General features: G+C 40.5%; 25 protein-coding genes. 22 read left to right on the top strand and 3 right to left on the bottom strand.

Features of this window, described 5'->3' with window-relative positions; translation table 11 throughout:
* The first annotated feature begins 107 nt into the window (after positions 1 to 107).
* The 19 genes from HMPREF2701_RS05500 to HMPREF2701_RS05410 all read left to right on the top strand — a co-directional run bounded on the left by HMPREF2701_RS05500 (position 108) and on the right by HMPREF2701_RS05410 (position 17,222).
* Positions 108 to 554 carry a LytTR family DNA-binding domain-containing protein gene (locus HMPREF2701_RS05500; RefSeq protein ID WP_049510939.1) on the top strand — a complete coding sequence of 149 codons (447 nt, stop codon included), beginning with the start codon at positions 108 to 110 and terminating at the stop codon, positions 552 to 554.
* A 4-nt stretch (positions 555 to 558) separates the two neighbouring features.
* Complete coding sequence (locus HMPREF2701_RS05495; RefSeq protein ID WP_033682352.1) at positions 559 to 1,233, top strand: LiaF transmembrane domain-containing protein; 675 nt, start codon at positions 559 to 561, stop codon at positions 1,231 to 1,233.
* Positions 1,234 to 1,338: 105 nt separating this feature from the next.
* Positions 1,339 to 1,527 (top strand): 50S ribosomal protein L28, encoded by a 189-nt coding sequence (gene rpmB, locus HMPREF2701_RS05490; protein WP_001140948.1) that lies wholly within the window; start codon positions 1,339 to 1,341, stop codon positions 1,525 to 1,527.
* 155 nt (positions 1,528 to 1,682) lie between these two features.
* On the top strand, positions 1,683 to 2,048 hold the full coding sequence (locus tag HMPREF2701_RS05485; protein WP_000216437.1) for an Asp23/Gls24 family envelope stress response protein: 366 nt from the start codon (positions 1,683 to 1,685) through the stop codon (positions 2,046 to 2,048).
* Between the two features lie 2 nt (positions 2,049 to 2,050).
* The gene (locus HMPREF2701_RS05480) at positions 2,051 to 3,718 is read left to right on the top strand and encodes a DAK2 domain-containing protein (RefSeq protein WP_061589590.1); all 1,668 of its coding nucleotides are present in this window, start codon (positions 2,051 to 2,053) and stop codon (positions 3,716 to 3,718) included.
* A gap of 140 nt (positions 3,719 to 3,858) precedes the next feature.
* Positions 3,859 to 4,050 (top strand): hypothetical protein, encoded by a 192-nt coding sequence (locus HMPREF2701_RS05475; protein ID WP_012972435.1) that lies wholly within the window; start codon positions 3,859 to 3,861, stop codon positions 4,048 to 4,050.
* A complete protein-coding gene (locus tag HMPREF2701_RS05470; RefSeq protein WP_004258091.1) occupies positions 4,047 to 4,241 on the top strand; it encodes a hypothetical protein in 195 nt (64 codons plus the stop codon). The genes HMPREF2701_RS05475 and HMPREF2701_RS05470 overlap by 4 nt, the downstream gene beginning before the upstream one ends.
* The gene (locus HMPREF2701_RS05465; protein ID WP_070482399.1) at positions 4,228 to 5,112 is read left to right on the top strand and encodes an ABC transporter ATP-binding protein; all 885 of its coding nucleotides are present in this window, start codon (positions 4,228 to 4,230) and stop codon (positions 5,110 to 5,112) included. The genes HMPREF2701_RS05470 and HMPREF2701_RS05465 overlap by 14 nt, the downstream gene beginning before the upstream one ends.
* 1 nt (position 5,113) lies before the next feature.
* Positions 5,114 to 5,851 (top strand): ABC transporter permease, encoded by a 738-nt coding sequence (locus HMPREF2701_RS05460; protein WP_070482397.1) that lies wholly within the window; start codon positions 5,114 to 5,116, stop codon positions 5,849 to 5,851.
* Positions 5,851 to 6,948, top strand: coding sequence for a sensor histidine kinase (locus HMPREF2701_RS05455; protein ID WP_070482395.1), 1,098 nt, complete (start codon positions 5,851 to 5,853; stop codon positions 6,946 to 6,948). Before HMPREF2701_RS05460 ends, HMPREF2701_RS05455 begins: the two co-directional genes overlap by 1 nt.
* A gap of 1 nt (position 6,949) precedes the next feature.
* The gene (locus tag HMPREF2701_RS05450) at positions 6,950 to 7,549 is read left to right on the top strand and encodes a response regulator transcription factor (protein WP_049502240.1); all 600 of its coding nucleotides are present in this window, start codon (positions 6,950 to 6,952) and stop codon (positions 7,547 to 7,549) included.
* A gap of 313 nt (positions 7,550 to 7,862) precedes the next feature.
* Positions 7,863 to 8,276, top strand: coding sequence for a 30S ribosomal protein S12 (gene rpsL, locus HMPREF2701_RS05445; protein WP_001142332.1), 414 nt, complete (start codon positions 7,863 to 7,865; stop codon positions 8,274 to 8,276).
* Positions 8,277 to 8,295: 19 nt separating this feature from the next.
* A complete protein-coding gene (rpsG, locus tag HMPREF2701_RS05440; RefSeq protein ID WP_000087873.1) occupies positions 8,296 to 8,766 on the top strand; it encodes a 30S ribosomal protein S7 in 471 nt (156 codons plus the stop codon).
* Positions 8,767 to 9,045: 279 nt separating this feature from the next.
* Entirely contained in the window at positions 9,046 to 11,127 is a 2,082-nt protein-coding gene (gene fusA / locus HMPREF2701_RS05435) for an elongation factor G (protein ID WP_000090348.1), read from the top strand.
* Positions 11,128 to 11,436: 309 nt separating this feature from the next.
* The gene (locus HMPREF2701_RS05430) at positions 11,437 to 13,137 is read left to right on the top strand and encodes an acetolactate synthase large subunit (RefSeq protein ID WP_070482392.1); all 1,701 of its coding nucleotides are present in this window, start codon (positions 11,437 to 11,439) and stop codon (positions 13,135 to 13,137) included.
* Entirely contained in the window at positions 13,130 to 13,606 is a 477-nt protein-coding gene (ilvN, locus tag HMPREF2701_RS05425) for an acetolactate synthase small subunit (RefSeq protein WP_001253803.1), read from the top strand. The genes HMPREF2701_RS05430 and ilvN overlap by 8 nt, the downstream gene beginning before the upstream one ends.
* Before the next feature lie 169 nt (positions 13,607 to 13,775).
* Entirely contained in the window at positions 13,776 to 14,798 is a 1,023-nt protein-coding gene (gene ilvC / locus HMPREF2701_RS05420) for a ketol-acid reductoisomerase (protein WP_000290683.1), read from the top strand.
* A 113-nt stretch (positions 14,799 to 14,911) separates the two neighbouring features.
* Positions 14,912 to 16,162 carry a threonine ammonia-lyase IlvA gene (gene ilvA, locus HMPREF2701_RS05415; protein WP_004256769.1) on the top strand — a complete coding sequence of 417 codons (1,251 nt, stop codon included), beginning with the start codon at positions 14,912 to 14,914 and terminating at the stop codon, positions 16,160 to 16,162.
* An 844-nt stretch (positions 16,163 to 17,006) separates the two neighbouring features.
* Positions 17,007 to 17,222: a capsule biosynthesis transcriptional regulator gene (locus HMPREF2701_RS05410; RefSeq protein WP_001130035.1), complete on the top strand. Its 216-nt coding sequence runs from the start codon at positions 17,007 to 17,009 to the stop codon at positions 17,220 to 17,222.
* 90 nt (positions 17,223 to 17,312) lie between these two features.
* Here the strand turns inward: HMPREF2701_RS05410 and HMPREF2701_RS05405 are convergent, their stop codons facing one another.
* Positions 17,313 to 18,053, bottom strand: a complete 741-nt coding sequence (locus HMPREF2701_RS05405) for an amino acid ABC transporter ATP-binding protein (RefSeq protein WP_033682347.1) — start codon at positions 18,051 to 18,053, stop codon at positions 17,313 to 17,315.
* Entirely contained in the window at positions 18,053 to 19,618 is a 1,566-nt protein-coding gene (locus HMPREF2701_RS05400) for an ABC transporter substrate-binding protein/permease (RefSeq protein WP_033682345.1), read from the bottom strand. Before HMPREF2701_RS05400 ends, HMPREF2701_RS05405 begins: the two co-directional genes overlap by 1 nt.
* Positions 19,619 to 19,756: 138 nt before the next feature.
* Here HMPREF2701_RS05400 and HMPREF2701_RS05395 point away from each other — a divergent pair, with 138 nt between their 5' ends.
* Both HMPREF2701_RS05395 and HMPREF2701_RS05390 read left to right on the top strand, forming a co-directional pair.
* A complete protein-coding gene (locus HMPREF2701_RS05395; RefSeq protein ID WP_070482390.1) occupies positions 19,757 to 21,646 on the top strand; it encodes a DUF2207 domain-containing protein in 1,890 nt (629 codons plus the stop codon).
* A 62-nt stretch (positions 21,647 to 21,708) separates the two neighbouring features.
* Positions 21,709 to 22,554, top strand: a complete 846-nt coding sequence (locus tag HMPREF2701_RS05390) for an undecaprenyl-diphosphate phosphatase (protein WP_061589580.1) — start codon at positions 21,709 to 21,711, stop codon at positions 22,552 to 22,554.
* Between the two features lie 32 nt (positions 22,555 to 22,586).
* Here the strand turns inward: HMPREF2701_RS05390 and dinB are convergent, their stop codons facing one another.
* Positions 22,587 to 23,648, bottom strand: coding sequence for a DNA polymerase IV (dinB, locus tag HMPREF2701_RS05385; protein WP_070482388.1), 1,062 nt, complete (start codon positions 23,646 to 23,648; stop codon positions 22,587 to 22,589).
* A gap of 238 nt (positions 23,649 to 23,886) precedes the next feature.
* Between dinB and pflB the strand changes: the two genes are divergently transcribed.
* Positions 23,887 to 26,211, top strand: coding sequence for a formate C-acetyltransferase (gene pflB / locus HMPREF2701_RS05380; RefSeq protein WP_000260631.1), 2,325 nt, complete (start codon positions 23,887 to 23,889; stop codon positions 26,209 to 26,211).
* Positions 26,212 to 26,293 lie beyond the last annotated feature (82 nt).

Here is a 26,293-nt window from a genome sequence, read left to right as displayed (position 1 = left end):
AGTTAAGGTAGCCTTACAACCACTTACGAGTCTAAAGTAACCACTTGCTTTTTTGCTCTTGTTTTCTTATTTTGGCTTTGATATAGTAGAGTCAGAAAGGAGATGGAATGAAGTTACGAATCGAAATTGACAGCAATTTAGAGGAAACTGAAATTATCATCAAGGCAGCGACTTTGACAGATGAGATTGCGGATTTACAGCGGCTCTTGCAAGAGTCCAAGTCTCCTAGGTTGATTTTTTACAAGGGGACGGGTGAATATTATCTGGACTTGTCGGAAATTCTTTTCTTTGAAACAGAGGGGAACAAGATTTACGCCCATACCCAGAAAGATGCCTACGAAGTTCGGCTCAAACTCTATGAGTTAGAGTCTATCCTTCCTCGCTATTTTAGTCGGGTATCCAAGTCGACTATTGCAAATATCCGTCAGGTTTACTCGGTTGACAAGTCCTTTTCAGGGACAGGAACTATTTCCTTTTATCAGACCCACAAGGAGGTTCACGTGTCGCGGCACTATCAATCCCTCCTAAAAGAAAATCTAAGAAACATGAGGTAAGAAGATGAAAAAGAAAGCATTTGGTATTGTGTTGCTAGTATTGGCGGCTTTAATATTATTACAAGGAAATTTTGGAATCCCTTCTCTGGGAGGGCACATTTGGCCTTTGATTGGTATTGGATTTTTTGCCTACCAATCAGTTGAGGCTTTGCTTCGTCGTCACCTGACATCAGCAGTTTTTACAGCTCTAGTAGCCTTAATGATTGCAAATCATTTTTATAACATTTTGCCTATCCCAAATCAGTCTCTATTTTGGGCTAGTATCTTAGCAGTGCTAGGTGTTGGCTATCTCACTCACTCAAGTAAGTTTTGGAACGGGAAAAAATGGTGGTATGATGGGGAAAAGACCATTCTAACAGATAAGGAAGTTGCTTTTGGAAGTGGGACTTTCTATAAACAAGATCAAGATCTTGTAGAAGACCAAGTAGAAGTTGCTTTTGGAAATGCAAAAATCTACTATGACAATGCAGAGATGTTAGGTGATTTTGCAACTTTAAATATCGAAGTGGCTTTCGGAAATGCAACCGTCTATGTTCCACAACACTGGCGTGTCGATTTGAAAGTAGAAACATCCTTTGGTGCAGCCAAGGCAGACGCTCCTGTAGCCCCAACCAGCAAAACCTTGATTATTCGCGGGGAAGTGGCTTTTGGTAAACTTGGTGTTGTCTACGTCAAATAAAAAAATCTTCCAATTCCCTTGCAAAAATGAAGAAAGTGTGATAACATAGTACGGTATGTGGTGCTAGCACATCCGCTATATTAGATCTAATAGGAGGAAAACACAATGGCTAAAGTATGTTACTTTACAGGTCGTAAGACTGTATCAGGAAACAACCGTTCACACGCGATGAACCAAACAAAACGTGCCGTAAAACCAAACCTTCAAAAAGTTACTGTTCTTATCGATGGTAAACCTAAAAAAGTTTGGGCTTCAGCTCGTGCTTTGAAATCAGGTAAAGTTGAACGCGTTTAATAATAAAAGTAAGGAGACCTTAGGGTCTTTTTTCTTTTACTGTAGATATAAAATCATTTGAAAAATAGAGTAAATATCCGCTGATACAGTATTCTGCTTTTACACTTGGGCTGAAATATGATAAAATAGAGTATCAACTAGTTGAGGTAAAAAGGATGACTGTAAAAATTAATACAAAAGATGGTCAAATCGAACTAACAGATGAAGTGATTGCAACCGTCGTAGGTGGAGCAGCAACTGAGATTTTTGGTGTGGTCGGTATGGCTAGTAAAAATGCCCTCAAAGATAATTTCCAAGCCCTTCTAGGTAAGGAAAATTATTCCAAAGGTGTCGTCGTAAAGGCGGCCGAAGATGGCAGTATTGCAGTTGATGTATATACCGTGTTGAGCTACGGAACAAAGATTAGCGAAGTGTCAAAAAACATTCAAGAGCGTGTTCGTTTTAGCTTGGAAAACCAGCTTGGAATTACTGCTCAGACTGTAAATGTCTACATTCAAAATATCAAAGTTGTAGGAGAATAACCGTGTCAAAAATTACTACTAGCTTATTTCAAGAAATGGTGCAGGCTGCATCAACTCGCTTGAATAAGCAAGCTGAATATGTCAATTCATTAAACGTCTTTCCAGTTCCAGATGGAGATACTGGAACAAATATGGGAATGACCATTGAAAATGGTGCTAAAGAAGTTGCAGACAAGCCAGCTTCTACAGTTGGCGAGGTAGCGAGCATTCTTGCCAAAGGTCTTTTGATGGGTGCGCGTGGAAACTCAGGTGTTATTACGTCTCAGCTTTTCCGTGGATTTTCACAAGCCATCAAGGATAAAGACGAGTTAACAGGTCAAGACTTGGCCCTTGCATTCCAATCAGGTGTAGAAGTTGCCTATAAGGCAGTGATGAAACCAGTCGAAGGAACGATTTTGACAGTTTCTCGTGGAGCTGCTATCGGTGCTAAGAAAAAAGCTGAGCAAACAGATGACGCTGTTGAAGTCATGCGCGCAGCCTTGGAAGGTGCTAAAACAGCTCTAGCTAAAACACCAGACATGCTTCCAGTATTGAAAGAAGTTGGCGTTGTGGATTCAGGTGGTCAAGGACTGGTCTTCATCTATGAAGGTTTCCTTTCAGCCCTTACTGGTGAATATATTGCATCTGAGGACTTTGTAGCGACTCCGGCCAACATGAGTGAAATGATCAATGCTGAACATCATAAGTCTGTAGCTGGTCACGTAGCGACTGAGGACATCACCTTTGGTTACTGTACTGAAATCATGGTAGCTCTTAAGCAAGGTCCAACCTATGCCAAAGATTTTGACTACGACGAATTCCGTAACTACTTGAATGAACTCGGGGATTCTCTCCTTGTTGTCAATGATGATGAAATTGTCAAAGTCCATGTCCATACAGAAGATCCAGGACTTGTTATGCAAGAAGGTCTCAAATATGGTAGCTTGGTCAAGGTAAAAGTTGACAATATGCGTAACCAACACGAAGCACAGGTTGAGAAAGAAGCTGCTCAAGTTAGCAAGCCAGCTGAAGAAAAAGAGTATGCTTTGATTGCTGTGGTGGCTGGTAAAGGTCTAGCAGATATCTTCCGTTCTCAAGGTGTGGATTATGTTATCGAAGGTGGTCAAACTATGAACCCTTCAACAGAAGACTTTATCAAGGCTGTTGAACAGGTCAACGCTCGTAACATCATCTTCCTGCCAAACAACAAGAATATCTTCATGGCAGCTCAATCTGCAGCAGAAGTTTTGGAGCAACCAGCAGTAGTGGTGGAAGCTCGTACAATTCCTCAAGGATTGACTAGCCTTCTAGCATTTGACCCAAGTAAGTCCATCGAAGAAAACCAAGAGCGTATGACTGCAGCCCTCAGCGATGTCATTAGCGGAAGCGTCACAACAGCTGTGCGTGATACCACCATTGATGGCTTAGAAATCCATGAAAACGATAATCTAGGTATGGTGGATGGGAAAATCCTCGTGTCAAACCCTGATATGCACCAAACCTTGACTGAAACATTGAAACATATGTTGGATGAAGATAGTGAAATCGTAACCTTCTATGTCGGTGAAGACGGAAGCGAAGAACTTGCCAATGAAATTGCCCAAGAAATCGCAGAAGAATTCGAAGACGTTGAAGTTGAGATTCACCAAGGGCAACAACCTGTTTACCCATACCTATTTAGTGTGGAATAAAAATTTAATAGATTAAAAAGAAAGTTGATTTTACAACTTTCTTTTTTTATGACATTTGTCATATTTCCTCATGACAGAAGCTTCTAGTGATTCTACCTTCAAAGAATTATACTAGATGTATTAAATGGAGGAAGAAAAAAATGAAACATAAAGTAATTGTCGCAATGAGTTTAGTAGCAGCAGGAGTCATGACTTATCTCATGTTCTCAGGATTGGATGAAGATTTCTATCATTTTCCTTGGGAGCTATTTGCAGGATTTGGAATGATGTCCTGGCTTATCCGAGAAGGTTTGAAATTAGTCTCAGATGTGAAAAAGGAGTTTGAAAAATGAAAAAAGCGTTTCTCTATCTTTTTATTGGACTATCACTAGTGGTATGGTTGGTAGAAATGTTTACAGGTTGGTTTGATCAAGCCTTCCTTCACCAATTCATCCGTGGTGCCTGGGGATTAGGATTTATGATTTTTATCGCCTTTCCTATGGGAAAGGAGTGGCTGAAAGGAGAATATGATGAACATGATTAAGGTAGAAAGCCTAAATAAAAACATCAAGGGCAAGGCTATTTTGAAGGATATTTCCTTTGAGGTAACAGAAGGTGAATGCGTCGCCTTGATTGGTCCCAATGGTGCTGGAAAGACCACACTCTTGGACTGTTTGCTTGGAGATAAACTGGTCACAAGCGGTCAAGTATCTATCCAAGGCTTGCCAGTGACGAGTTCTCAGTTAGGCTATACAAGATCCTACCTCCCTCAAGAGAATGTAATCGTTCAGAAACTAAAGGTAAAAGAGTTGATTGCTTTCTTTCAAAGCATTTACCCAAATCCCTTGAGCAACCGGGAAATCGACCAACTATTGCAGTTTGACAAGCAACAAAAAGAGCAATTGGCAGAAAAATTGTCAGGTGGACAAAAGCGTCTTTTCTCTTTTGTCTTGACCTTGATTGGCCGACCAAAACTTGTCTTTTTAGATGAGCCAACTGCGGCCATGGATACCTCAACCCGCCAACGTTTTTGGGAAATTGTTCAGCATCTAAAAGCGCAGGGAGTTACCATTCTCTATTCGTCCCATTATATCGAAGAGGTAGAGCATACAGCGGACCGAATCTTGGTCTTGAATAAGGGAGAGTTGATTCGCGATACAACACCTCTAGCCATGCGCAGTGAGGAGATTGAAAAGCACTTTATCCTTCCTCTAGCATACAAGGAAGTCATTGAGCAGTCTAACTTGGTTGAAAACTGGTCACAAAAACAAGATGCCCTGCAAGTAGTTACACGTGAAGCGGATGCTTTCTGGCAACTGTTAGTGCAAGCAGGATGTAGGATTCAAGAAATTGAAGTTAATAACCGTAGTTTGCTAGATACAATCTTTGAAGAAACACAAAAAGGAGATGACTAAGATGAAACGATGGATCGCACTAAACAAGATAGAATTTCTATTGACCAAACGACAATTAGTAACTTATCTATTGTCAGTAGGGATGCCGACGGCCTTCTATTTATTCTTTTCAGGCATGTACCAGGATACACCAGATGGGCCAGCTAATTTTATGCGTGACTACCTCATCTCTATGACGGCCTTTTCCATGATGTCGACAGCCATGTTTTCATTTCCAGCTGTCTTACATACCGATAAAATCAACAACTGGCAGAAAACATTGCGCCATACTCCAGTAAATATGGTAGAATATTATCTATCAAAGATAACAAGTATGATGGTTGATTATTTGGTTTCAATCTTGGTTGTTTTCTCAGTTGGGCACTTGGTTAGAGGTGTGGATATGCCTCTAGGAAGCTGGATTGGGGCTGCGCTCTTGCTGATAGTAGGAAGTGTAGCTTTTGTAGCGCTTGGCTTGACCTTGACACTCTTGCCTTCTAGTCAGCTGATGTCTGTCGTGGGAAATCTTCTCTATCTAGGCTTGGCTGTTTTAGGCGGACTCTGGATGCCCATCTCTTTATTTCCAGACTGGATGCAAGCAATCGGGAAGTGCCTACCAACTTATCAGTTGATGGAGTTGCTCAAGACCTTCTTAAACGAGGATGGCATCAATTTATCAGCAACAGTTTATCTACTTGTTTTTTCAACAGTTTTGTTTGGTTTGACCATTTACCTTCAAGGTCATAAGGAGAATGCTTAATGCTTGAAAGACTGAAAAGCATAGACTATATGTATTGGGCCAGTTTGATTTTTATGGTTTTTCCCATCGTTCCTGTAGTGACTGGGGAGCTACCTAGCTGGCATTTGTTGATTGATATTCTATTTGTGGTGGCTTACTTAGGCGTTTTAACCACCAAGAGTCAGCGCTTATCCTGGCTCTGTTGGGTTATCATGCTAGCCTATGTAGCTGGGAATACCGCCTTTGTTGGTGTAAATTATATCTGGTTTTTCTTTTTCCTATCCAATCTCTTAAGTTATCATTTCGGCGTACGTAGTTTTAATTCTTTACATGTCCGGACTTTTCTCCTTGCTCAAGTCCTTGTTGTGGGGCAACTGTTGATTTTTCAGGAAGTTGAAGTTGAGTTTCTAGTCTACCTACTTGGAATTCTCACTTTTATCGATTTAATGACTTTTGGCTTGGTTCGGATTCGTATTGTGGAGGATTTGAAAGAAGCTCAGGCTAAGCAAAATGCCCAGATAAATCTATTGCTTGCTGAAAATGAACGTAGTCGTATCGGTCAGGATTTGCATGATAGCTTGGGACATACCTTTGCTATGTTGAGTGTCAAGACAGATTTAGCCTTGCAGTTATTTCAGATGGAGGCTTATCCACAGGTGGAAAAGGAATTAAAAGACATTCACCAGATCAGTAAGGATTCCATGAATGAAGTGCGAACCATTGTGGAAAATCTTAAGTCTAGAACTTTGACATCCGAACTAGAGACTGTGAAAAAGATGTTAGAAATTGCTGGAATTGAGGTGGAAATAGCTAATCAACTAGACACAGCTAGCTTAACTCAGGAATTGGAGTCAACGGCTTCTATGATTTTGCTTGAATTAGTGACCAATATCATCAAACATGCTAAAGCGTCTAAAGTCTACTTAAAATTAGAACGGACAGAGAAAGAACTCATTCTAACAGTGAGAGATGATGGCTGTGGCTTTGCTTCTATAAAGGGGGATGACCTCCATACAGTTCGAGATCGTGTTCTTCCATTTTCGGGAGAAGTAAAGGTAATTAGCTGGAAAGAACCGACAGAAGTTCAGGTTCGACTACCTTATAAGGAGAGAAATTAAGATGAAACTACTTGTTGCAGAAGATCAAAGTATGCTACGAGATGCTATGTGTCAATTGCTCACGCTTCAACCGGATGTAGAGTCTGTCTTTCAAGCCAAGAATGGGCAAGAAGCAATCCAACTATTAGAAAGGGAGTCTGTAGATATCGCCATCCTTGACGTAGAAATGCCTGTTAAGACAGGTCTTGAAGTCTTGGAGTGGATACGAGCAGAAAATCTAGAAACAAAGGTGGTTGTGGTGACGACCTTCAAGCGTCCTGGGTATTTTGAACGTGCGGTCAAGGCTGGAGTAGATGCTTATGTATTAAAAGAAAGAAACATTGCAGACCTCATGCAAACCTTGCACACTGTCCTCGAAGGGCGCAAGGAGTATTCTCCTGAATTGATGGAAGTGGTGATGACGCATCCCAATCCGTTGACAGAACAAGAAATCGCAGTTTTAAAGGGAATCGCTCAGGGTTTCTCTAACCAAGAAATTGCAGATCAACTTTATTTATCAAACGGAACAGTCCGAAACTATGTCACCAATATTCTTTCGAAACTAGATGCTGGTAATCGAACAGAGGCAGCTAATATCGCGAAAGAATCTGGTTGGTTGTGATGATATAATATTTTTTGAACATTATGTGCTAAAATTGATGGGATTGAATGGAACAATACTAACTTTAGGAGGGTGGGATTCCTCCTTTTTCTTTTTTTGGGGAGCACTAAAAAAGAGCTAAAATTAACAATAAAAAAGAAAAATATCTTGACAACCAAGGGAAAATTTTGTTACAATAATAGACGGTACTTTTTACTTTTGGTCTCTCAAGAGTGTACAGGGACGTGCTGACAAATGTTGCAAAAGTACACACAGATGATAGCTGTCACCAAGTGTATCGTCACCAAAAATAAAAAAACACAGGAGAATGTAGATGCCTACAATTAACCAATTGGTTCGCAAACCGCGTAAATCAAAAGTAGAAAAATCTAAATCACCAGCTTTGAACGTTGGTTACAACAGTCATAAAAAAGTTCAAACAAATGTTTCTTCACCACAAAAACGTGGTGTTGCAACTCGTGTTGGAACAATGACACCTAAAAAACCTAACTCAGCCCTTCGTAAATTCGCTCGTGTACGTTTGAGCAACCTTATCGAAGTTACTGCCTACATCCCAGGTATCGGACACAACTTGCAAGAGCACAGCGTGGTGCTTCTTCGTGGTGGACGTGTAAAAGACCTTCCAGGGGTACGTTACCATATCGTCCGTGGTGCACTTGATACTGCAGGTGTTAACGATCGTAAACAAGGCCGTTCTAAATACGGTACTAAACGTCCAAAAGCATAAGGAAAGGGGATAAAGAGAAATGAGTCGTAAAAATAGAGCTCCAAAACGTGATGTATTGCCAGATCCGCTTTACAATTCACAACTAGTTACTCGTCTTATCAACCGCGTTATGCTTGATGGTAAACGTGGTACAGCTGCTTCAATCGTTTACGGTGCCTTTGAGCAAATCAAAGAAGCTACTGGAAACGATGCACTTGAAGTATTTGAAACAGCTATGGAAAACATCATGCCTGTACTTGAAGTACGTGCACGTCGTGTTGGTGGTTCTAACTACCAAGTCCCAGTTGAAGTTCGTCCAGAACGTCGTACAACACTTGGACTTCGTTGGTTGGTAACAATCGCTCGTCTTCGTGGTGAACACACAATGCAAGACCGTCTTGCAAAAGAAATCTTGGATGCTGCTAACAACACTGGTGCAGCTGTTAAGAAACGTGAAGACACTCACCGTATGGCTGAAGCTAACCGTGCATTCGCACACTTCCGTTGGTAAAATCATGATGCTAGGAACGGTAAGGATGCAAGGTGAAAATAGGAAACTGACGCAGTATTCGACGAATACAAGGAAGTTTATCTTTTTCACACAGCATCCCGTTCCGGCTCAAATCGGCTAATTAACTTTAGCCCGAGTTCAATTCAACTTGTAAATCTACAAGTTGAAACCAACAATAGCATGAAAACATTGAGAACGGGTAGGTCCTGCCTATCCGTTTTTATTAAAATCGTGTTATAATAGAATAGAAATCAAAAATAAATAGGAGAAACAAACCTCATGGCACGCGAATTTTCACTTGAAAAAACTCGTAATATCGGTATCATGGCTCACGTCGATGCTGGTAAAACAACAACTACTGAGCGTATTCTTTACTACACTGGTAAAATCCACAAAATCGGTGAAACTCACGAAGGTGCGTCACAAATGGACTGGATGGAGCAAGAGCAAGAGCGTGGTATCACTATCACATCTGCTGCGACAACAGCTCAATGGAACAACCACCGCGTAAACATCATCGACACACCAGGACACGTGGACTTCACAATCGAAGTACAACGTTCTCTTCGTGTATTGGATGGTGCTGTTACCGTTCTTGACTCACAATCAGGTGTTGAGCCTCAAACTGAAACAGTTTGGCGTCAAGCAACTGAGTATGGAGTTCCACGTATCGTATTTGCCAACAAAATGGATAAAATCGGTGCTGACTTCCTTTACTCTGTAAGCACACTTCACGATCGTCTTCAAGCAAATGCACACCCAATCCAATTGCCAATCGGTTCTGAAGATGACTTCCGTGGTATCATCGACTTGATCAAGATGAAAGCTGAAATCTATACTAACGACCTTGGTACAGATATCCTTGAAGAAGACATCCCAGCTGAATACCTTGACCAAGCTCAAGAATACCGTGAAAAATTGATCGAAGCAGTTGCTGAAACTGACGAAGAATTGATGATGAAATACCTCGAAGGTGAAGAAATCACTAACGAAGAATTGAAAGCTGGTATCCGTAAAGCGACTATCAACGTTGAATTCTTCCCAGTATTGTGTGGTTCTGCCTTCAAGAACAAAGGTGTTCAATTGATGCTTGATGCGGTTATCGACTACCTTCCAAGCCCACTTGATATCCCAGCAATCAAGGGTATTAACCCAGATACAGACGAAGAAGAAACTCGTCCAGCATCTGACGAAGAGCCATTTGCAGCTCTTGCCTTCAAGATCATGACTGACCCATTTGTAGGTCGTTTGACATTCTTCCGTGTTTACTCTGGTGTTCTTCAATCAGGTTCATACGTATTGAACACTTCTAAAGGTAAACGTGAGCGTATCGGACGTATCCTTCAAATGCACGCCAACAGCCGTCAAGAAATTGACACTGTTTACTCAGGTGATATCGCTGCTGCCGTTGGTTTGAAAGATACTACAACTGGTGACTCATTGACAGATGAAAAAGCTAAAATCATCCTTGAGTCAATCAACGTTCCAGAACCAGTTATCCAATTGATGGTTGAGCCAAAATCTAAAGCTGACCAAGACAAGATGGGTATCGCTCTTCAAAAATTGGCTGAAGAAGATCCAACATTCCGCGTTGAAACAAACGTTGAAACTGGTGAAACAGTTATCTCTGGTATGGGTGAGCTTCACCTTGACGTCCTTGTTGACCGTATGCGTCGTGAGTTCAAAGTTGAAGCTAACGTAGGTGCTCCTCAAGTATCTTACCGTGAAACATTCCGCGCTTCTACTCAAGCACGTGGATTCTTCAAACGTCAGTCTGGTGGTAAAGGTCAATTCGGTGATGTATGGATTGAATTTACTCCAAACGAAGAAGGTAAAGGATTCGAATTCGAAAACGCAATCGTCGGTGGTGTGGTTCCTCGTGAATTTATCCCAGCGGTTGAAAAAGGTTTGGTAGAATCTATGGCTAACGGTGTTCTTGCAGGTTACCCAATGGTTGACGTTAAAGCTAAACTTTACGATGGTTCATACCACGATGTCGACTCATCTGAAACTGCCTTCAAGATCGCGGCTTCACTTGCTCTTAAAGAAGCTGCTAAATCAGCACAACCAGCTATCCTTGAACCAATGATGCTTGTAACAATCACTGTTCCAGAAGAAAACCTTGGTGATGTTATGGGTCACGTAACTGCTCGTCGTGGACGTGTAGATGGTATGGAAGCACATGGTAACAGCCAAATCGTTCGTGCTTACGTTCCACTTGCTGAAATGTTCGGTTACGCAACAGTTCTTCGTTCTGCATCTCAAGGACGTGGTACATTCATGATGGTATTTGACCACTACGAAGATGTACCTAAGTCAGTACAAGAAGAAATCATTAAGAAAAACAAAGGTGAAGACTAATCCGTCCTCACTCTAGAAGGAAGTCACTTAGTGGCTTCCTTTTTTGGATAGTTGCGATAAATTTTATAGATTCTAAGAATATCTACTCAAAAATTTAGTATAAAAATGAGTTAAAGAAATTTACAATATAAATGCAAATAAATTGCTAAAGAATGTGAATTATATTTTAAAACTTATAAAAAATAGAATAATATTCATAAATAAACGTTAAAATAGAAAATTCAGAAAATTTCTTCTTTTCTCTTGAAAAATTTTGAAAAAATGGTATGATAGTAACAAGTTATTTTTAAGAGAAGAGAAAGGGGAACAATGGAGAAAATCAGTTTAGAATCTCCTAAGACGGGGTCGGACCTAGTTTTGGAAACACTTCGTGATTTAGGAATTGATACCATCTTTGGTTATCCTGGTGGTGCGGTCTTGCCTTTTTATGATGCGATATATAATTTTAAAGGCATTCGCCACATTCTAGGGCGCCATGAGCAAGGCTGTCTGCATGAAGCTGAAGGTTATGCCAAATCAACTGGAAAGTTGGGTGTTGCCGTCGTCACTAGCGGACCAGGAGCAACAAATGCCATTACAGGGATTGCGGATGCCATGAGCGATAGCGTTCCCCTTTTGGTCTTTACAGGTCAGGTTGCGCGAGCAGGGATTGGGAAAGATGCCTTTCAGGAGGCAGACATCGTGGGAATTACCATGCCAATCACTAAGTACAATTACCAAGTTCGTGAGACAGCTGATATCCCTCGTATTATTACGGAAGCTGTTCATATCGCAACTACAGGCCGTCCAGGGCCAGTCGTCATTGACCTACCTAAAGACGTATCTGCTTTAGAAACAGACTTCATCTATTCACCAGATGTGAATCTACCAAGCTATCAGCCGACTCTTGAGCCGAATGATATGCAAATCAAGAAAATCTTGAAGCAATTATCCAAGGCTAAAAAGCCAGTCTTGTTAGCTGGTGGTGGAATTAGTTATGCTGAAGCTGCTGCGGAATTAAATGAATTTGCAGAACGCTATCAAATTCCAGTGGTAACCAGTCTTTTGGGACAAGGTACGATTGCAACGACTCATCCACTCTTCCTTGGAATGGGAGGTATGCATGGGTCTTTCGCAGCTAATATTGCTATGACGGAAGCAGACTTTATGATTAGTATTGGTTGTCGTTTCGATGATCGCTTGACAGGAAATCCTAAGACCTTCGCTAAGAATGCAAAGGTTGCTCACATTGATATTGATCCAGCCGAGATTGGCAAGATTATCAGTGCAGATATTCCTGTAGTTGGAGATGCTAAGAAGGCCTTGCAAATGTTGTTGGCGGAACCAACAGTTCATAACAATACTGAGAAATGGATTGAGAAAGTTACTAAAGACAAGAACCGTGTTCGTTCTTATGATAAGAAAGAGCGTGTGGTCCAACCGCAAGCTGTTATTGAACGAATTGGTGAATTGACCAACGGGGATGCCATTGTGGTCACAGACGTTGGTCAACACCAAATGTGGACAGCCCAGTATTATCCTTACCAAAATGAGCGTCAGTTAGTGACTTCAGGCGGTTTGGGAACCATGGGATTCGGAATTCCAGCAGCAATCGGTGCTAAAATTGCCAACCCGGATAAGGAAGTAGTCTTGTTTGTTGGGGATGGTGGTTTCCAAATGACCAACCAGGAATTGGCTATTTTGAACATTTACAAGGTACCAATCAAGGTGGTCATGCTGAACAACCACTCACTTGGAATGGTTCGCCAGTGGCAGGAATCCTTCTATGAAGGTAGAACGTCAGAGTCAGTCTTTGACACCCTTCCTGATTTCCAATTGATGGCACAGGCTTATGGCATTAAAAACTATAAGTTTGACAATCCTGAGACCTTGGCTCAAGACCTTGAAGTCATCACTGAGGATGTTTCTATGCTAATCGAGGTAGATATTTCTCGTAAGGAACAGGTGTTACCAATGGTACCAGCTGGTAAGAGTAATCATGAGATGTTGGGGGTGAAGTTCCATGCGTAGAATGTTAACAGCAAAACTACAGAATCGTTCAGGAGTCCTCAATCGCTTTACAGGTGTCCTATCTCGTCGTCAGGTTAATATTGAAAGCATCTCTGTTGGAGCAACAGAAGATCCGAATGTATCGCGTATCACTATTATTATTGATGTTGCTTCTCATGATGAAGTGGAGCAAATCATCAAGCAGCTCAATCGTCAGATTGATGTGATTCGCATTCGTGATATTACAGACAAGCCTCATTTGGAGCGCGAGGTGATTTTGGTTAAGATGTCAGCGCCAGCTGAGAAACGAGCTGAGATTCTGGCGATTATTCAACCTTTCCGTGCAACGGTGGTAGACGTAGCACCAAGTTCAATTACTATTCAGATGACAGGAAATGCAGAAAAGAGCGAAGCCCTGTTGCGAGTCATTCGACCATACGGTATTCGCAATATTGCTCGAACTGGTGCAACTGGATTTACCCGCGATTAATACTCTTCGAAAATCAAATTCAAATCACGTCAGCTTCGCCTTACCGTACTCAAGTACAGCCTGCGGCTAGCTTCCTAATTTGCTCTTTGATTTTCATTGAGTATAAAAATATTTTAAATTTGTTAAACCAGCCTAAAAGGCAATAAATAATAGAAAAGAGAGAAAAACTATGGCAGTTCAAATGGAATACGAAAAAGATGTTAAAGTAGCAGCACTTGACGGTAAAAAAATCGCCGTTATCGGTTATGGTTCACAAGGACATGCGCACGCTCAAAACTTGCGTGACTCAGGTCGTGATGTCATCATCGGTGTACGTCCAGGTAAATCTTTTGACAAAGCAAAAGAAGATGGATTTGATACTTACACAGTAGCAGAAGCTACTAAATTGGCTGACGTTATCATGATTTTGGCACCAGACGAAATCCAACAAGAATTGTACGAAGCAGAAATCGCTCCAAACTTGGAAGCTGGAAACGCAGTTGGATTTGCTCATGGTTTCAACATCCACTTTGAATTTATCAAAGTTCCTGCAGATGTAGATGTCTTCATGTGTGCTCCTAAAGGACCAGGACACTTGGTACGTCGTACTTACGAAGAAGGATTTGGTGTGCCAGCTCTTTACGCAGTTTATCAAGATGCAACAGGAAATGCTAAAAACATTGCTATGGATTGGTGTAAAGGTGTTGGAGCAGCTCGCGTTGGTTTGCTTGAAACAACATACAAAGAAGAAACTGAAGAAGATTTGTTTGGTGAACAAGCTGTACTTTGTGGTGGTTTGACTGCCCTTATCGAAGCAGGTTTCGAAGTCTTGACAGAAGCAGGTTACGCTCCAGAATTGGCTTACTTTGAAGTTCTTCACGAAATGAAATTGATCGTTGACTTGATCTACGAAGGTGGATTCAAGAAAATGCGTCAATCTATTTCAAACACTGCTGAATATGGTGACTATGTATCAGGTCCACGTGTAATCACTGAACAAGTTAAAGAAAACATGAAAGCTGTCTTGGCAGATATCCAAAATGGTAAATTTGCAAATGACTTTGTAAATGACTATAAAGCTGGACGTCCAAAATTGACTGCTTACCGTGAACAAGCAGCTAACCTTGAAATTGAAAAAGTTGGTGCAGAATTGCGTAAAGCAATGCCATTCGTTGGTAAAAACGATGATGATGCATTCAAAATCTATAACTAATTAATAGAAATCAAGTTGAAGGCGAGTTGGGGGGACCTAACTCGCTTTTATAATCAATTCATCTCTGTTTGAGAGGATGGATTGTGATAGTATGAATAGTCTAGGAGAAAAAGATGTTAAGTTCAAAAGATATCATCAAGGCTCACAAGGTCTTGAACGGTGTGGTTGTGAATACCCCACTGGATTATGACCATTATTTATCGGAGAAGTATGGTGCTAAGATTTATTTGAAAAAGGAAAATGCCCAACGTGTTCGTTCATTTAAAATTCGTGGTGCCTATTATGCCATTTCTCAGCTCAGCAAGGAAGAGCGTGAGCGTGGGGTAGTCTGTGCCTCTGCGGGAAATCATGCGCAGGGAGTTGCCTATACTTGCAATGAAATGAAGATTCCTGCAACTATTTTCATGCCAATTACTACTCCGCAACAAAAAATTGGACAAGTTCGCTTTTTTGGTGGGGATTTCGTAACCATTAAACTAGTTGGAGATACCTTTGATGCCTCAGCTAAAGCAGCTCAAGAATTTACAGTCTCTGAAAACCGTACCTTTATTGATCCCTTTGATGATGCCCATGTTCAAGCTGGTCAAGGGACAGTTGCTTATGAGATTTTAGAAGAAGCTCGAAAAGAATCAATTGATTTCGATGCTGTTTTAGTCCCTGTTGGAGGCGGAGGTCTCATTGCTGGAGTTTCGACTTATATCAAGGAAACAAGTCCAGAGATTGAAGTCATTGGGGTAGAGGCTAATGGAGCTCGTTCCATGAAGGCTGCCTTTGAAGCTGGTGGACCAGTCAAACTCAAAGAAATTGACAAATTTGCAGATGGGATTGCTGTACAAAAGGTAGGTCAATTGACCTATGAAGCAACTCGTCAATATGTTCAAACCTTAGTAGGTGTCGATGAGGGATTGATTTCTGAAACCTTGATTGACCTTTACTCTAAGCAAGGGATTGTCGCAGAACCTGCTGGAGCGGCTAGTATCGCCTCTTTAGAGGTTTTAGCTGAATATATCAAGGGGAAAACCATTTGTTGTATCATTTCTGGAGGAAATAATGATATCAACCGTATGCCGGAAATGGAAGAGCGTGCCTTGATTTATGATGGGATTAAGCATTACTTTGTGGTCAATTTTCCACAGCGTCCAGGGGCCTTGCGTGAATTTGTAAATGATATCTTGGGACCAAATGATGATATCACACGTTTTGAGTATATCAAACGAGCTAGCAAGGGGACAGGGCCTGTATTGATTGGAATCGCTTTGGCAGATAAGCATGATTATGCAGGCTTGATTCGTCGAATGGAAGGTTTTGATCCATCTTATATTAACTTAAATGGTAATGAAACGCTCTATAATATGCTTGTCTGAGGACTAATAAAAAAATATCATATTATTTGCACAACTGATGTATAGGTGCTATAATGAGAGTGAAGAAAGGGGGCGATTCCTATGGACTTAGGAAATCGATTACGCTATTTCTATCACAAGTCATTATAGTACCTATTATTTTTTGATTGGGTTTATAGTAAGGGAGTAAAATTACTTGTTATATATAAGGAGTATTTTTAGAATCCACTATTTTATATATGTCTAATCTGAAATTTGGTTAAATATAATAGGAATTAGAAAAAATAATCAATACTAATGAGAAGCTTTATACTGAGTTAACTGAGAAGAGTGATAAGATACTAAGAAGATAAAAACAGTGGAAGATGTTGGAAGATAAGATACTATGGTTTCCTAACTACTCATCTTTTTATAGGTTTGAAGAAATAAAAAGGAATATTGATAAAGTAAATAAATAGTACCAGTTGAGCAAGTGAAAAGTGCTTATAAAGGCAGGAAGAATATCAAAGAAGGAGAAGAGAAATAATAGTTAGTAATAGTGTGGAGAGAAAGTCTTCTGCTGTTAGAAATATTATTTTAAAGTTAGGTAAATAGAATAAAGTTGAGTATAAAACCTGTCTAATCTATCAAGAATTGCTATTTGCAAAGTATGAATAATTTTACAAACAAAAGAGTTAATAATACAATTATTTTAAAGGTATTTACTAATGGTTTATAGCAAGGGGAAACCTATATATTATCGGCTTTAATAAGATAGTAATAGAAAAATAAATCATTAATTTTATTGAATATATGTTTTTTTATTGACAAAAGTCATAAAAACGTATACAATTAAATATCGTAAAGAAGAAAATAGGAGAAGGACATGGCTAAGTCAAACTTTGAAAAAGTAGAATCAGTTGTTGGCTGGGTTCGTGATAAGAAAATCACAGGCTACCGTATCTCTAAAGAAACGAATGCGCGTGAAATGTCTATCATTGCTCTAGCGCAGGGGCGTGCAAAAGTAAAAAATATTTCGTTTGAAACAGCTCTAGGTTTAATTGATTTCTATGATAAAAATCATGAAAAATTTGAAGATTAATCTTTGGATAATGGCGGATTCTTGAATAAGGTCTGCCTTTTCATTTTTTGGCTAGTAAAAAGACTGCACGGTTGATGCAGCCTTTTCTTTTTATTTGAGATAACGTTGAAGAAATTCTTTTGTACGTTCTTCTTTAGGATTGGTGAAGAGGTCTTCTGGTTTGCCTTCTTCAGCAATTACACCTTTATCCATAAAGATAACACGGTGAGAGACATCACGGGCAAATTCCATTTCGTGAGTCACTACAATCATAGTCAAGCCTTCCTGAGCTAGATCTTGCATGATTTTAAGGACTTCTCCAACCATTTCTGGATCGAGAGCTGATGTTGGTTCATCAAAGAGAATAGCGTCAGGATTCATAGAGAGGGCGCGTGCAATAGCCACACGTTGTTTTTGACCACCTGAGAGTTGTTTTGGTTTGGCTTGCCAGTAGCGTTCTCCCATGCCGACTTTTTCCAAGTTTTCTTTGGCAATCTTTTCAGCTTCTGTACGTTCACGTTTAAGGACAGTTGTCTGAGCGACGATTGTGTTTTCAAGGACGTTGAGATTTTCAAAGAGGTTAAAGGATTGGAAAACCATCCCTAACTTTTCACGGTATTGCGTGAGGTCATAGCCTTTTTCGAGGACGTTTTGTCCATGATAAAGGATTTGTCCATCAGTTGGTGTTTCAAGTAGGTTAATAGAGCGTAGGAAGGTCGATTTCCCGCTTCCAGAGCTTCCGATGATAGAGATGACCTCTCCCTTGTGGACAGTGAGTGAAATGTCTTTTAGCACTTCATTTTGACCATAGGATTTTTTGAGGTGTTTAATTTCAAGGATTGCTTGTATCATTATTTCAAATCCTCCGTTTGCATTTGGTTAGCACCTGTAGTATAGGTATCCATGTCCATTCGGCGCTCGATGAAGCGTAGGATACGTGTTACGGTGAAGGTGAGGACAAAGTAAATCACGGCGATGATTGTAAATGTCTGGAAGTATTGATAGGTTTGAGTTGCTACGGTATTTCCTGAGAAATAAAGTTCGACAACAGAGATAACGTTCAATACAGATGTATCTTTGATATTGATGACAAATTCATTACCAGTTGCTGGTAGGATGTTACGGACTACCTGAGGTAGGACAATCTTACGCATGGTTTGGTTGTGGGTCATACCAAGAGCAGTCGCAGCTTCAAATTGTCCCTTGTCAACTGCTAGGATACCACCACGGACGATTTCAGTCATGTAGGCACCGGTATTGATTGAAACGATGAAGATAGCAGCCAGTGTGCGGTCAAGGTTGATACCGAAAGCTTGGGCAGTTCCATAGTAGATAACCATCGATTGAACGATCATTGGGGTACCACGGAAAATTTCAATGTAGACATTGAGAATCCAGCCGACTAGTTTTTGTAAGCCATAAATGGCTTTATTTTCAGATAGAGGAGCAGTACGGAAGACACCAATGGCAAGTCCAATAATGAGACCTGTGATGGTTCCGACGATTGAGATTAAAAGAGTGATACCAGCACCACGCAATAGTTGTTGCCAGTTCTCAGAAAGAATTTTAGCGACTTGGCTAAAGAAACTACTGCTAGTCTCTTCAGTTGTTGTAGCTTCGGCAGGTTGTTCCTTGATCATACGATCCATCAAGGTAACTTGGTCATCTTTTGAAATGGTTTCAATGCTGGCATTGATTTGGCTAATACGATTGTCATCTTTACGAAGTCCAATGGCGATAGCCGTATCTTCTTCTCCAGTTTTGAAACCAGGTTCTACTTGAACCATTTTAAACTTAGAGTTGGCAGCTTCAGCAGTCAGTGCTTCTGGGCGTTCAGAAACATAGGCATCGATGACACCAGCCTCAAGAGCTTGGCGCATTTGAGCGAAGTCTCCCATGGCTGTTTCTTTTTTAGCACCTGTGATTTGTGCAATCAAATCGTAAAGGTAAACCCCTTGTTGAGAAGTGATTTTTGCACCATTAAAGTCATCTAAAGATTTGGCATTTGCGTAGGCAGAATCTTTTTTGACCAGTAGAACTGGTTCGCTAGTATAGTAACTGCTTGAAAAGGCAATTTCTTGTTTGCGCTCGGCAGTTGGACTCATACCTGCGATAATCATGTCAATCTTACCAGAAGTAAGGGCAGGAACTAGGCCTTCCCACTTTGTTTTAACAACCAAAGGTTCTTTACCTAAGTCCTTAGCGATTTTCTTGGCGATTTGAACATCGTATCCGTTAGCATACTGGTTAGTCCCATCGATTTTGACAGCCCCATTGCTATCATCATCCTGAGTCCAGTTAAAGGGGGCATATGCTGCTTCCATACCGATGCGTAAATATTCATCAGCTTGAGCAACATTGACAAGTCCCAGCATCAGCAAGAGACTTGTGAAAATAGATAAGTATATTTTTCTCATGATTTCTCCTATTTCTAATCTATTAAAAAATAACTGTCTCCTATTTTATCGAAAAAAACTCTATTTTTCAATATAGGCAAGCCCTTACTTATGAAAAAATGATATAATGATAGCAAAGCTAAAAAGGGGGCTTAGTTGATGAAAAAAACTTTTTTCTTACTGGTGTTAGGCTTGTTTTGCCTTCTTCCACTCTCTGTTTTTGCCATTGATTTCAAGATAAACTCCTACCAAGGAGATTTGTATATTCATGCAGACAATACGGCAGAATTTAGACAGAAGATAGTTTATCAGTTTGAGGAGGACTTTAAGGGCCAAATCGTGGGACTTGGACGTGCGGGCAAGATGCCTAGTGGATTTGACATTGATCCTCATCCAAAGGTCCAGGCTGCGAAAAACGGTGCTGAACTGACAGATGTTACTAGCGAAGTGACAGAAGAAGCGAATGGTTATACTGTGAAAGTCTATAATCCCGGTCAGGAAGGTGACATAGTTGAAGTTGATATTACTTGGAACTTAAAGAATTTGCTTTTCCTTTATGATGACATCGCTGAATTAAATTGGCAACCTCTGACAGATAGTTCAGGAATTATTGGAAAGTTTGAATTTCATGTAAGGGGAGATAAGGGGGCTGAAAAACTCTTTTTCCATACAGGGAAACTTTTTAGAGAGGGAACGATTGAAAAGAGTAACCTTGATTATACTATCCGTTTAGACAATCTTCCGCCTAAGCGTGGAGTTGAATTGCATGCATACTGGCCTCGAACTGATTTTGCTAGCGCTAGGGATCAGGGATTGAAAGGGAATCGCTTAGAAGAGTTTAATAAGATAGAAGACTCGATTTTTAAAGAAAAAGAGCAAAGTAAACAACTCGTTACGTGGGTGTTTCCTTCTATACTTTCTATCTCCTTGTTATTGAGTATTTGTTTTTATTTTATTTATAGAAGAAAGACTACTCCTTTAGTCAAATATGCCAAAAATCATCGTATCTATGAACCACCAATGGAATTAGAGCCTATGGTTTTATCAGAGGCTGTCTACTCTACCTCCTTGGAGGAAGTGAGTCCCTTGGTCAAGGGAGCTGGAAAATTCACCTTTGATCAACTTATTCAAGCTACCTTGCTAGATGTGATAGACCGTGGAAATGTCTCTATCATTTCAGAAGGAGATGCAGTTGGTTTGAGGCTAGTAAAAGAAGATGGTTTGTCAGGCTTTGAGAAAGACTGTCTAGATCTGGCTTTTTCAGGCAAAAAAGAAGAAACTCTTTCCAATTTGTTTGCGGATTACAAGGTATCTGATAGCCTTTATCGTAGAGCAAAAGTCTCTGATGAAAAACGGATTCAAGCAAAGGGGCGTCAGCTCAAATCTTCTTTTGAAGAAGTATTGAAAGAGATGCAAGAAGGAGTGAGAAATAGAGTTACCTTCTGGGGGCTTCCGGATTACTACCGTCCTTTAACTGGTGGGGAAAAGGCCTTGCAAGTGGGTATGGGTGCTTTGACTATCCTGCCCCTATTTATCGGATTTGGCTTGTTCTTGTACAGTTTGGATGTTTATGGATATCTTTACATCCCCTTGCCAATACTTGGTTTTCTAGGTTTGGTTTTGGCTGTTTTCTATTATTGGAAGCTTCGACTAGATAATCGTGATGGTGTCCTGAATGAAGCAGGGGCAGAAGTCAACTATCTCTGGACCAGTTTTGAAAATATGTTGCGTGAGATTGCAAGATTGGATCAGGCTGAATTGGAAAGTATTGTGGTCTGGAATCGCCTTTTGGTCTATGCGACCTTATTTGGCTATGCGGACAAGGTCAGCCATTTGATGAAGGTTCATCAGATTAAAGTGGGAAATCCAGATATCAATCTCTATGTAGATTATGGCTGGCACGGTATGTTTTATCATTCAAGCGCGAAAATGAGCCATTATGCCAGCATCGCAAACACAGCAAGTACCTATTCCGTATCTTCTGGAAATGGAAGTTCTGGCGGTGGCTTCTCTGGCGGTGGAGGCGGTGGTAGTATCGGTGCCTTTTAAAGAGAACTGTCACAGGCTGAAAAAATATGCTATAATGGAAGATAGAAAAAAAGGAGTAATCTATGTATCTTATTGAAATTTTAAAATCTATCTTCTTCGGGATTGTTGAAGGAATTACGGAATGGTTGCCGATTTCCAGTACAGGTCACTTGATTTTAGCAGAGGAATTTATCCAATACCAAAATCAAAACGAAGCCTTTATGTCCATGTTTAATGTCGTGATCCAGCTTGGTGCGATTTTGGCGGTTATGGTGATTTACTTTAATAAGCTCAATCCCTTTAAACCGGGTAAAGACAAGCAGGAAGTTCGTCGAACTTGGCAATTGTGGTCTAAAGTTCTTGTAGCTACTTTACCTTTGCTTGCTGTATTTAAGTTTGATGATTGGTTTGATACCCACTTCCATAACATGGTTTCAGTTGCTCTCATGTTGATTATCTATGGGATTGCCTTTATCTATTTGGAAAAGCGCAATAAAGCGCGTGCTATCGAGCCAAGTGTAACAGAGTTGGATAAGCTTCCTTATACGACAGCCTTCTATATCGGCCTCTTCCAAGTTCTTGCCCTTTTACCAGGAACCAGCCGTTCTGGGGCAACGATTGTCGGTGGTTTGTTGAATGGAACCAGTCGTTCTGTTGTGACAGAGTTTACCTTCTATCTTGGAATTCCAGTTATGTTTGGAGCTAGCGCCTTAAAGATTTTCAAATTTGTGAAAGCAGGACAACTCTTGAACTTTGGGCAATTGTTCTTGCTCTTGGTTGCGATGGGAGTAGCCTTTGCAGTCAGCATGGTCGCTATTCGTTTCTTGACCAGCTATGTGAAAAAACACGACTTTACCCTTTTTGGTAAATACCGTATCGTGCTTGGTAGTATCTTGCTACTTTATAGCTTTGTCCGTTTGTTTGTATAAGAAAAACCTTGAAGAGTCAGCTCTTCAAGGTTTTAAAATCCAGTCACGGTAATCCCCAACAGGCGGACACCTCTTTCTTTCTCGCTTAACTCTTCATAGAGTTGCAGGGCTATTTGGCTTATCTGACTAGCATCCTGTGTTTTTTGAGGCAGACTTTTTCGTTTAGTGAGAGTTGAAAAGTCCTCGTAGCGGATTTTCAAAATGACAATTGTTCCAGCTTTTTCTTGTTGACTGAGATTGAGAGCGACTCTTTCTGATAGGAGAGTCAGCTCTTTTTTGATATCTTCCTCGGCACGGAGAATCTTTCCATAGGTTTTCTCCTTCCCGATGGATTTACGGATACGATTGGATTTGACTGGAGAGTTGTGAATGCCACGAGCCTTTCGATAAAGGTCATAACCCAGTCTACCAAAACGGTCTATCAGAGTCACTTCAGGAACTTCAAGTAGGTCAGCGCCAGTAAAAATACCCATTTGATGAAGTCGTTCCACCGTCTTTTTTCCTACTCCATGAAACTTGGAAATATCCATTTGTTTGAGAAAGTCCTCAGCCTGGTTAGGTAGAATCACTGTCAGACCATGTGGCTTTTGATAATCACTGGCCATTTTAGCTAAGAATTTGTTGTAGGAAACGCCAGCAGAAGCAGTCAGGTGCAGTTCTTGCCAGATATCTTTTTGAATGAGGCGAGCAATTTTGACCGCTGACTTGATACCGAGTTTATTTTCTGTCACATCCAAATAGGCTTCGTCAATACTCATAGGCTCAATCAAATCTGTGTAGCGCTTAAAAATAGCACGAATCTGGAATCCCACAGACTTGTATTTCTCGTAATTTCCAGAGATAAAGACGGCCTGAGGACAACGTTCATAAGCTTCCTTGGAACTCATGGCAGAATGGACACCAAAAGCTCGTGCCTCATAGCTACAGGTCGAAACGACTCCCCGTCCACCTGTTTGCCTAGGGTCGCTTCCGATAATGACAGGTTTTCCTCTGAGTTTAGGATTATCCCTGATTTCCACCGCAGCAAAAAAAGCATCCATGTCAATATGGATGATTTTTCTTGACAAATCATTTAATAAGGGGAAAATCAACATACCTAGCACCTTTTTTACAGCTTATTTTCTTTTATTATACCCTTTTTTCTGAAAAAAGGAAAAAAGGGTATATTTTTTTCAAAAATATAATACAGTTTAGGGCGAAATATAGACTGTTTTAGAAAAGAAAGTGTAAAAATAGGCCTTTTCCACTTGTTGAAATCGGTTGCTGTGTGGTATACTTGTCTCATGAATGTAACAGATGACTGTTACTAGAAAGAAAAAAGAGGACATTAACATGGTTGTTAAGACAGTTGTTGAAGCACAAGATATTTTTGACAAAGCTTGGGAAGGCTTCAAAGGCGTAGATTGGAAAGAAAAAGCAAGTGTATCACGCTTCGTACAAGCTAACTACACACCTTACGATGGAGACGAAAGCTTCCTTGCAGGACCAACAGAACGTTCACTTCACATCAAAAAGATTGTAGAAGAAACTAAGGCTCACTACGAAGAAACTCGTTTCCCAATGGACACTCGTCCAACATCTATTGCTGATATCCCTGCAGGATTTATCGACAAAGAAAATGAAGTTATCTTTGGTATCCAAAACGATGAACTCTTCAAATTGAACTTCATGCCAAAAGGTGGTATCCGTATGGCTGAAACTACTTTGAAAGAAAATGGATACGAACCAGACCCAGCTGTTCACGAAATCTTCACTAAATATGTAACAACAGTTAACGACGGTATCTTCCGTGCTTACACTTCAAACATTCGTCGCGCTCGTCACGCTCACACTGTAACTGGTCTTCCAGATGCATACTCACGCGGACGTATCATCGGTGTTTACGCACGTCTTGCTCTTTACGGTGCAGACTACTTGATGCAAGAAAAAGTAAACGACTGGAATGCAATCGAAGAAATCGATGAAGAAACAATTCGTCTTCGTGAAGAAATCAATCTTCAATACCAAGCATTGCAACAAGTTGTTCGCTTGGGTGATCTTTACGGAGTTGATGTTCGCAAACCAGCGATGAACGTTAAAGAAGCAATCCAATGGGTTAATATCGCCTTCATGTCTGTCTGCCGTGTTATCAACGGTGCTGCTACATCTCTAGGTCGTGTACCAATCGTATTGGACATTTTTGCAGAACGTGACCTTGCTCGTGGTACATTTACTGAATCAGAAATCCAAGAATTCGTTGATGATTTCGTTATGAAACTTCGTACAGTTAAATTTGCTCGTACTAAAGCTTATGACCAATTGTACTCAGGTGACCCAACTTTCATCACAACTTCTATGGCTGGTATGGGTAACGACGGTCGTCACCGTGTTACTAAGATGGACTACCGTTTCTTGAACACTCTTGACAACATCGGTAACTCACCAGAACCAAACTTGACAGTTCTTTGGACTGACAAATTGCCATACAACTTCCGTCGCTACTGTATGCACATGAGCCACAAACACTCTTCTATCCAATACGAAGGTGTAACAACAATGGCTAAAGACGGATATGGTGAAATGAGCTGTATCTCATGCTGTGTGTCTCCACTTGACCCAGAAAATGAAGAACAACGCCACAACATCCAGTACTTCGGTGCGCGTGTAAACGTATTGAAAGCCCTTCTTACTGGACTTAACGGTGGTTACGACGATGTTCACAAAGACTACAAAGTATTTGACATCGAACCAATCCGTGACGAAGTTCTTGAATTTGAATCAGTTAAAGCTAACTTTGAAAAATCTCTTGACTGGTTGACTGACACTTACGTAGATGCTTTGAACATCATCCACTACATGACTGATAAGTACAACTACGAAGCTGTTCAAATGGCCTTCTTGCCAACTAAACAACGTGCCAACATGGGATTCGGTATCTGTGGATTTGCCAACACTGTTGATACATTGTCAGCTATCAAATACGCTACAGTTAAACCAATCCGTGACGAAAATGGCTACATCTACGATTACGAAACAATCGGTGAATACCCACGTTGGGGTGAAGATGACCCACGTTCAAACGAATTGGCAGAATGGTTGATCGAAGCTTACACAACTCGTCTACGTAGCCACAAACTTTACAAAGACGCTGAAGCTACAGTATCACTTTTGACAATCACATCTAACGTTGCTTACTCTAAACAAACTGGTAACTCACCAGTTCACAAAGGTGTATACCTCAACGAAGATGGTTCTGTGAACTTGTCTAAACTTGAATTCTTCTCACCAGGTGCTAACCCATCTAATAAAGCTAAAGGTGGATGGTTGCAAAACTTGAACTCACTTTCTAGCCTTGACTTTAGTTATGCAGCTGATGGTATCTCATTGACTACACAAGTATCACCTCGCGCTCTTGGTAAGACTCGTGACGAACAAGTTGATAACTTGGTAACAATCCTTGATGGTTACTTTGAAAACGGTGGACAACACGTTAACTTGAACGTTATGGACTTGAACGATGTTTACGAAAAGATCATGTCAGGTGAAGACGTTATCGTACGTATCTCTGGATACTGTGTAAACACTAAATACCTCACTCCAGAACAAAAAACTGAATTGACACAACGTGTATTCCACGAAGTTCTTTCAATGGATGATGCCTTGGATGCGTTGAGCTAAGATTATATAAAATAATACAAAGAAGGACTAGTTAAAAGCTAGTTCTTCTTTTTGTAAAATTTATTGGTCAATTAAAGTCAAA

It is taken from the genome of Streptococcus sp. HMSC077D04 (genome assembly GCF_001808785.1).
Classification (GTDB): Bacteria; Bacillota; Bacilli; order Lactobacillales; family Streptococcaceae; genus Streptococcus; species Streptococcus mitis_BX.
The sequence above is the reverse complement of the archived record's forward strand: the minus strand, read 5'-3'. Positions and strand labels throughout refer to the sequence as shown.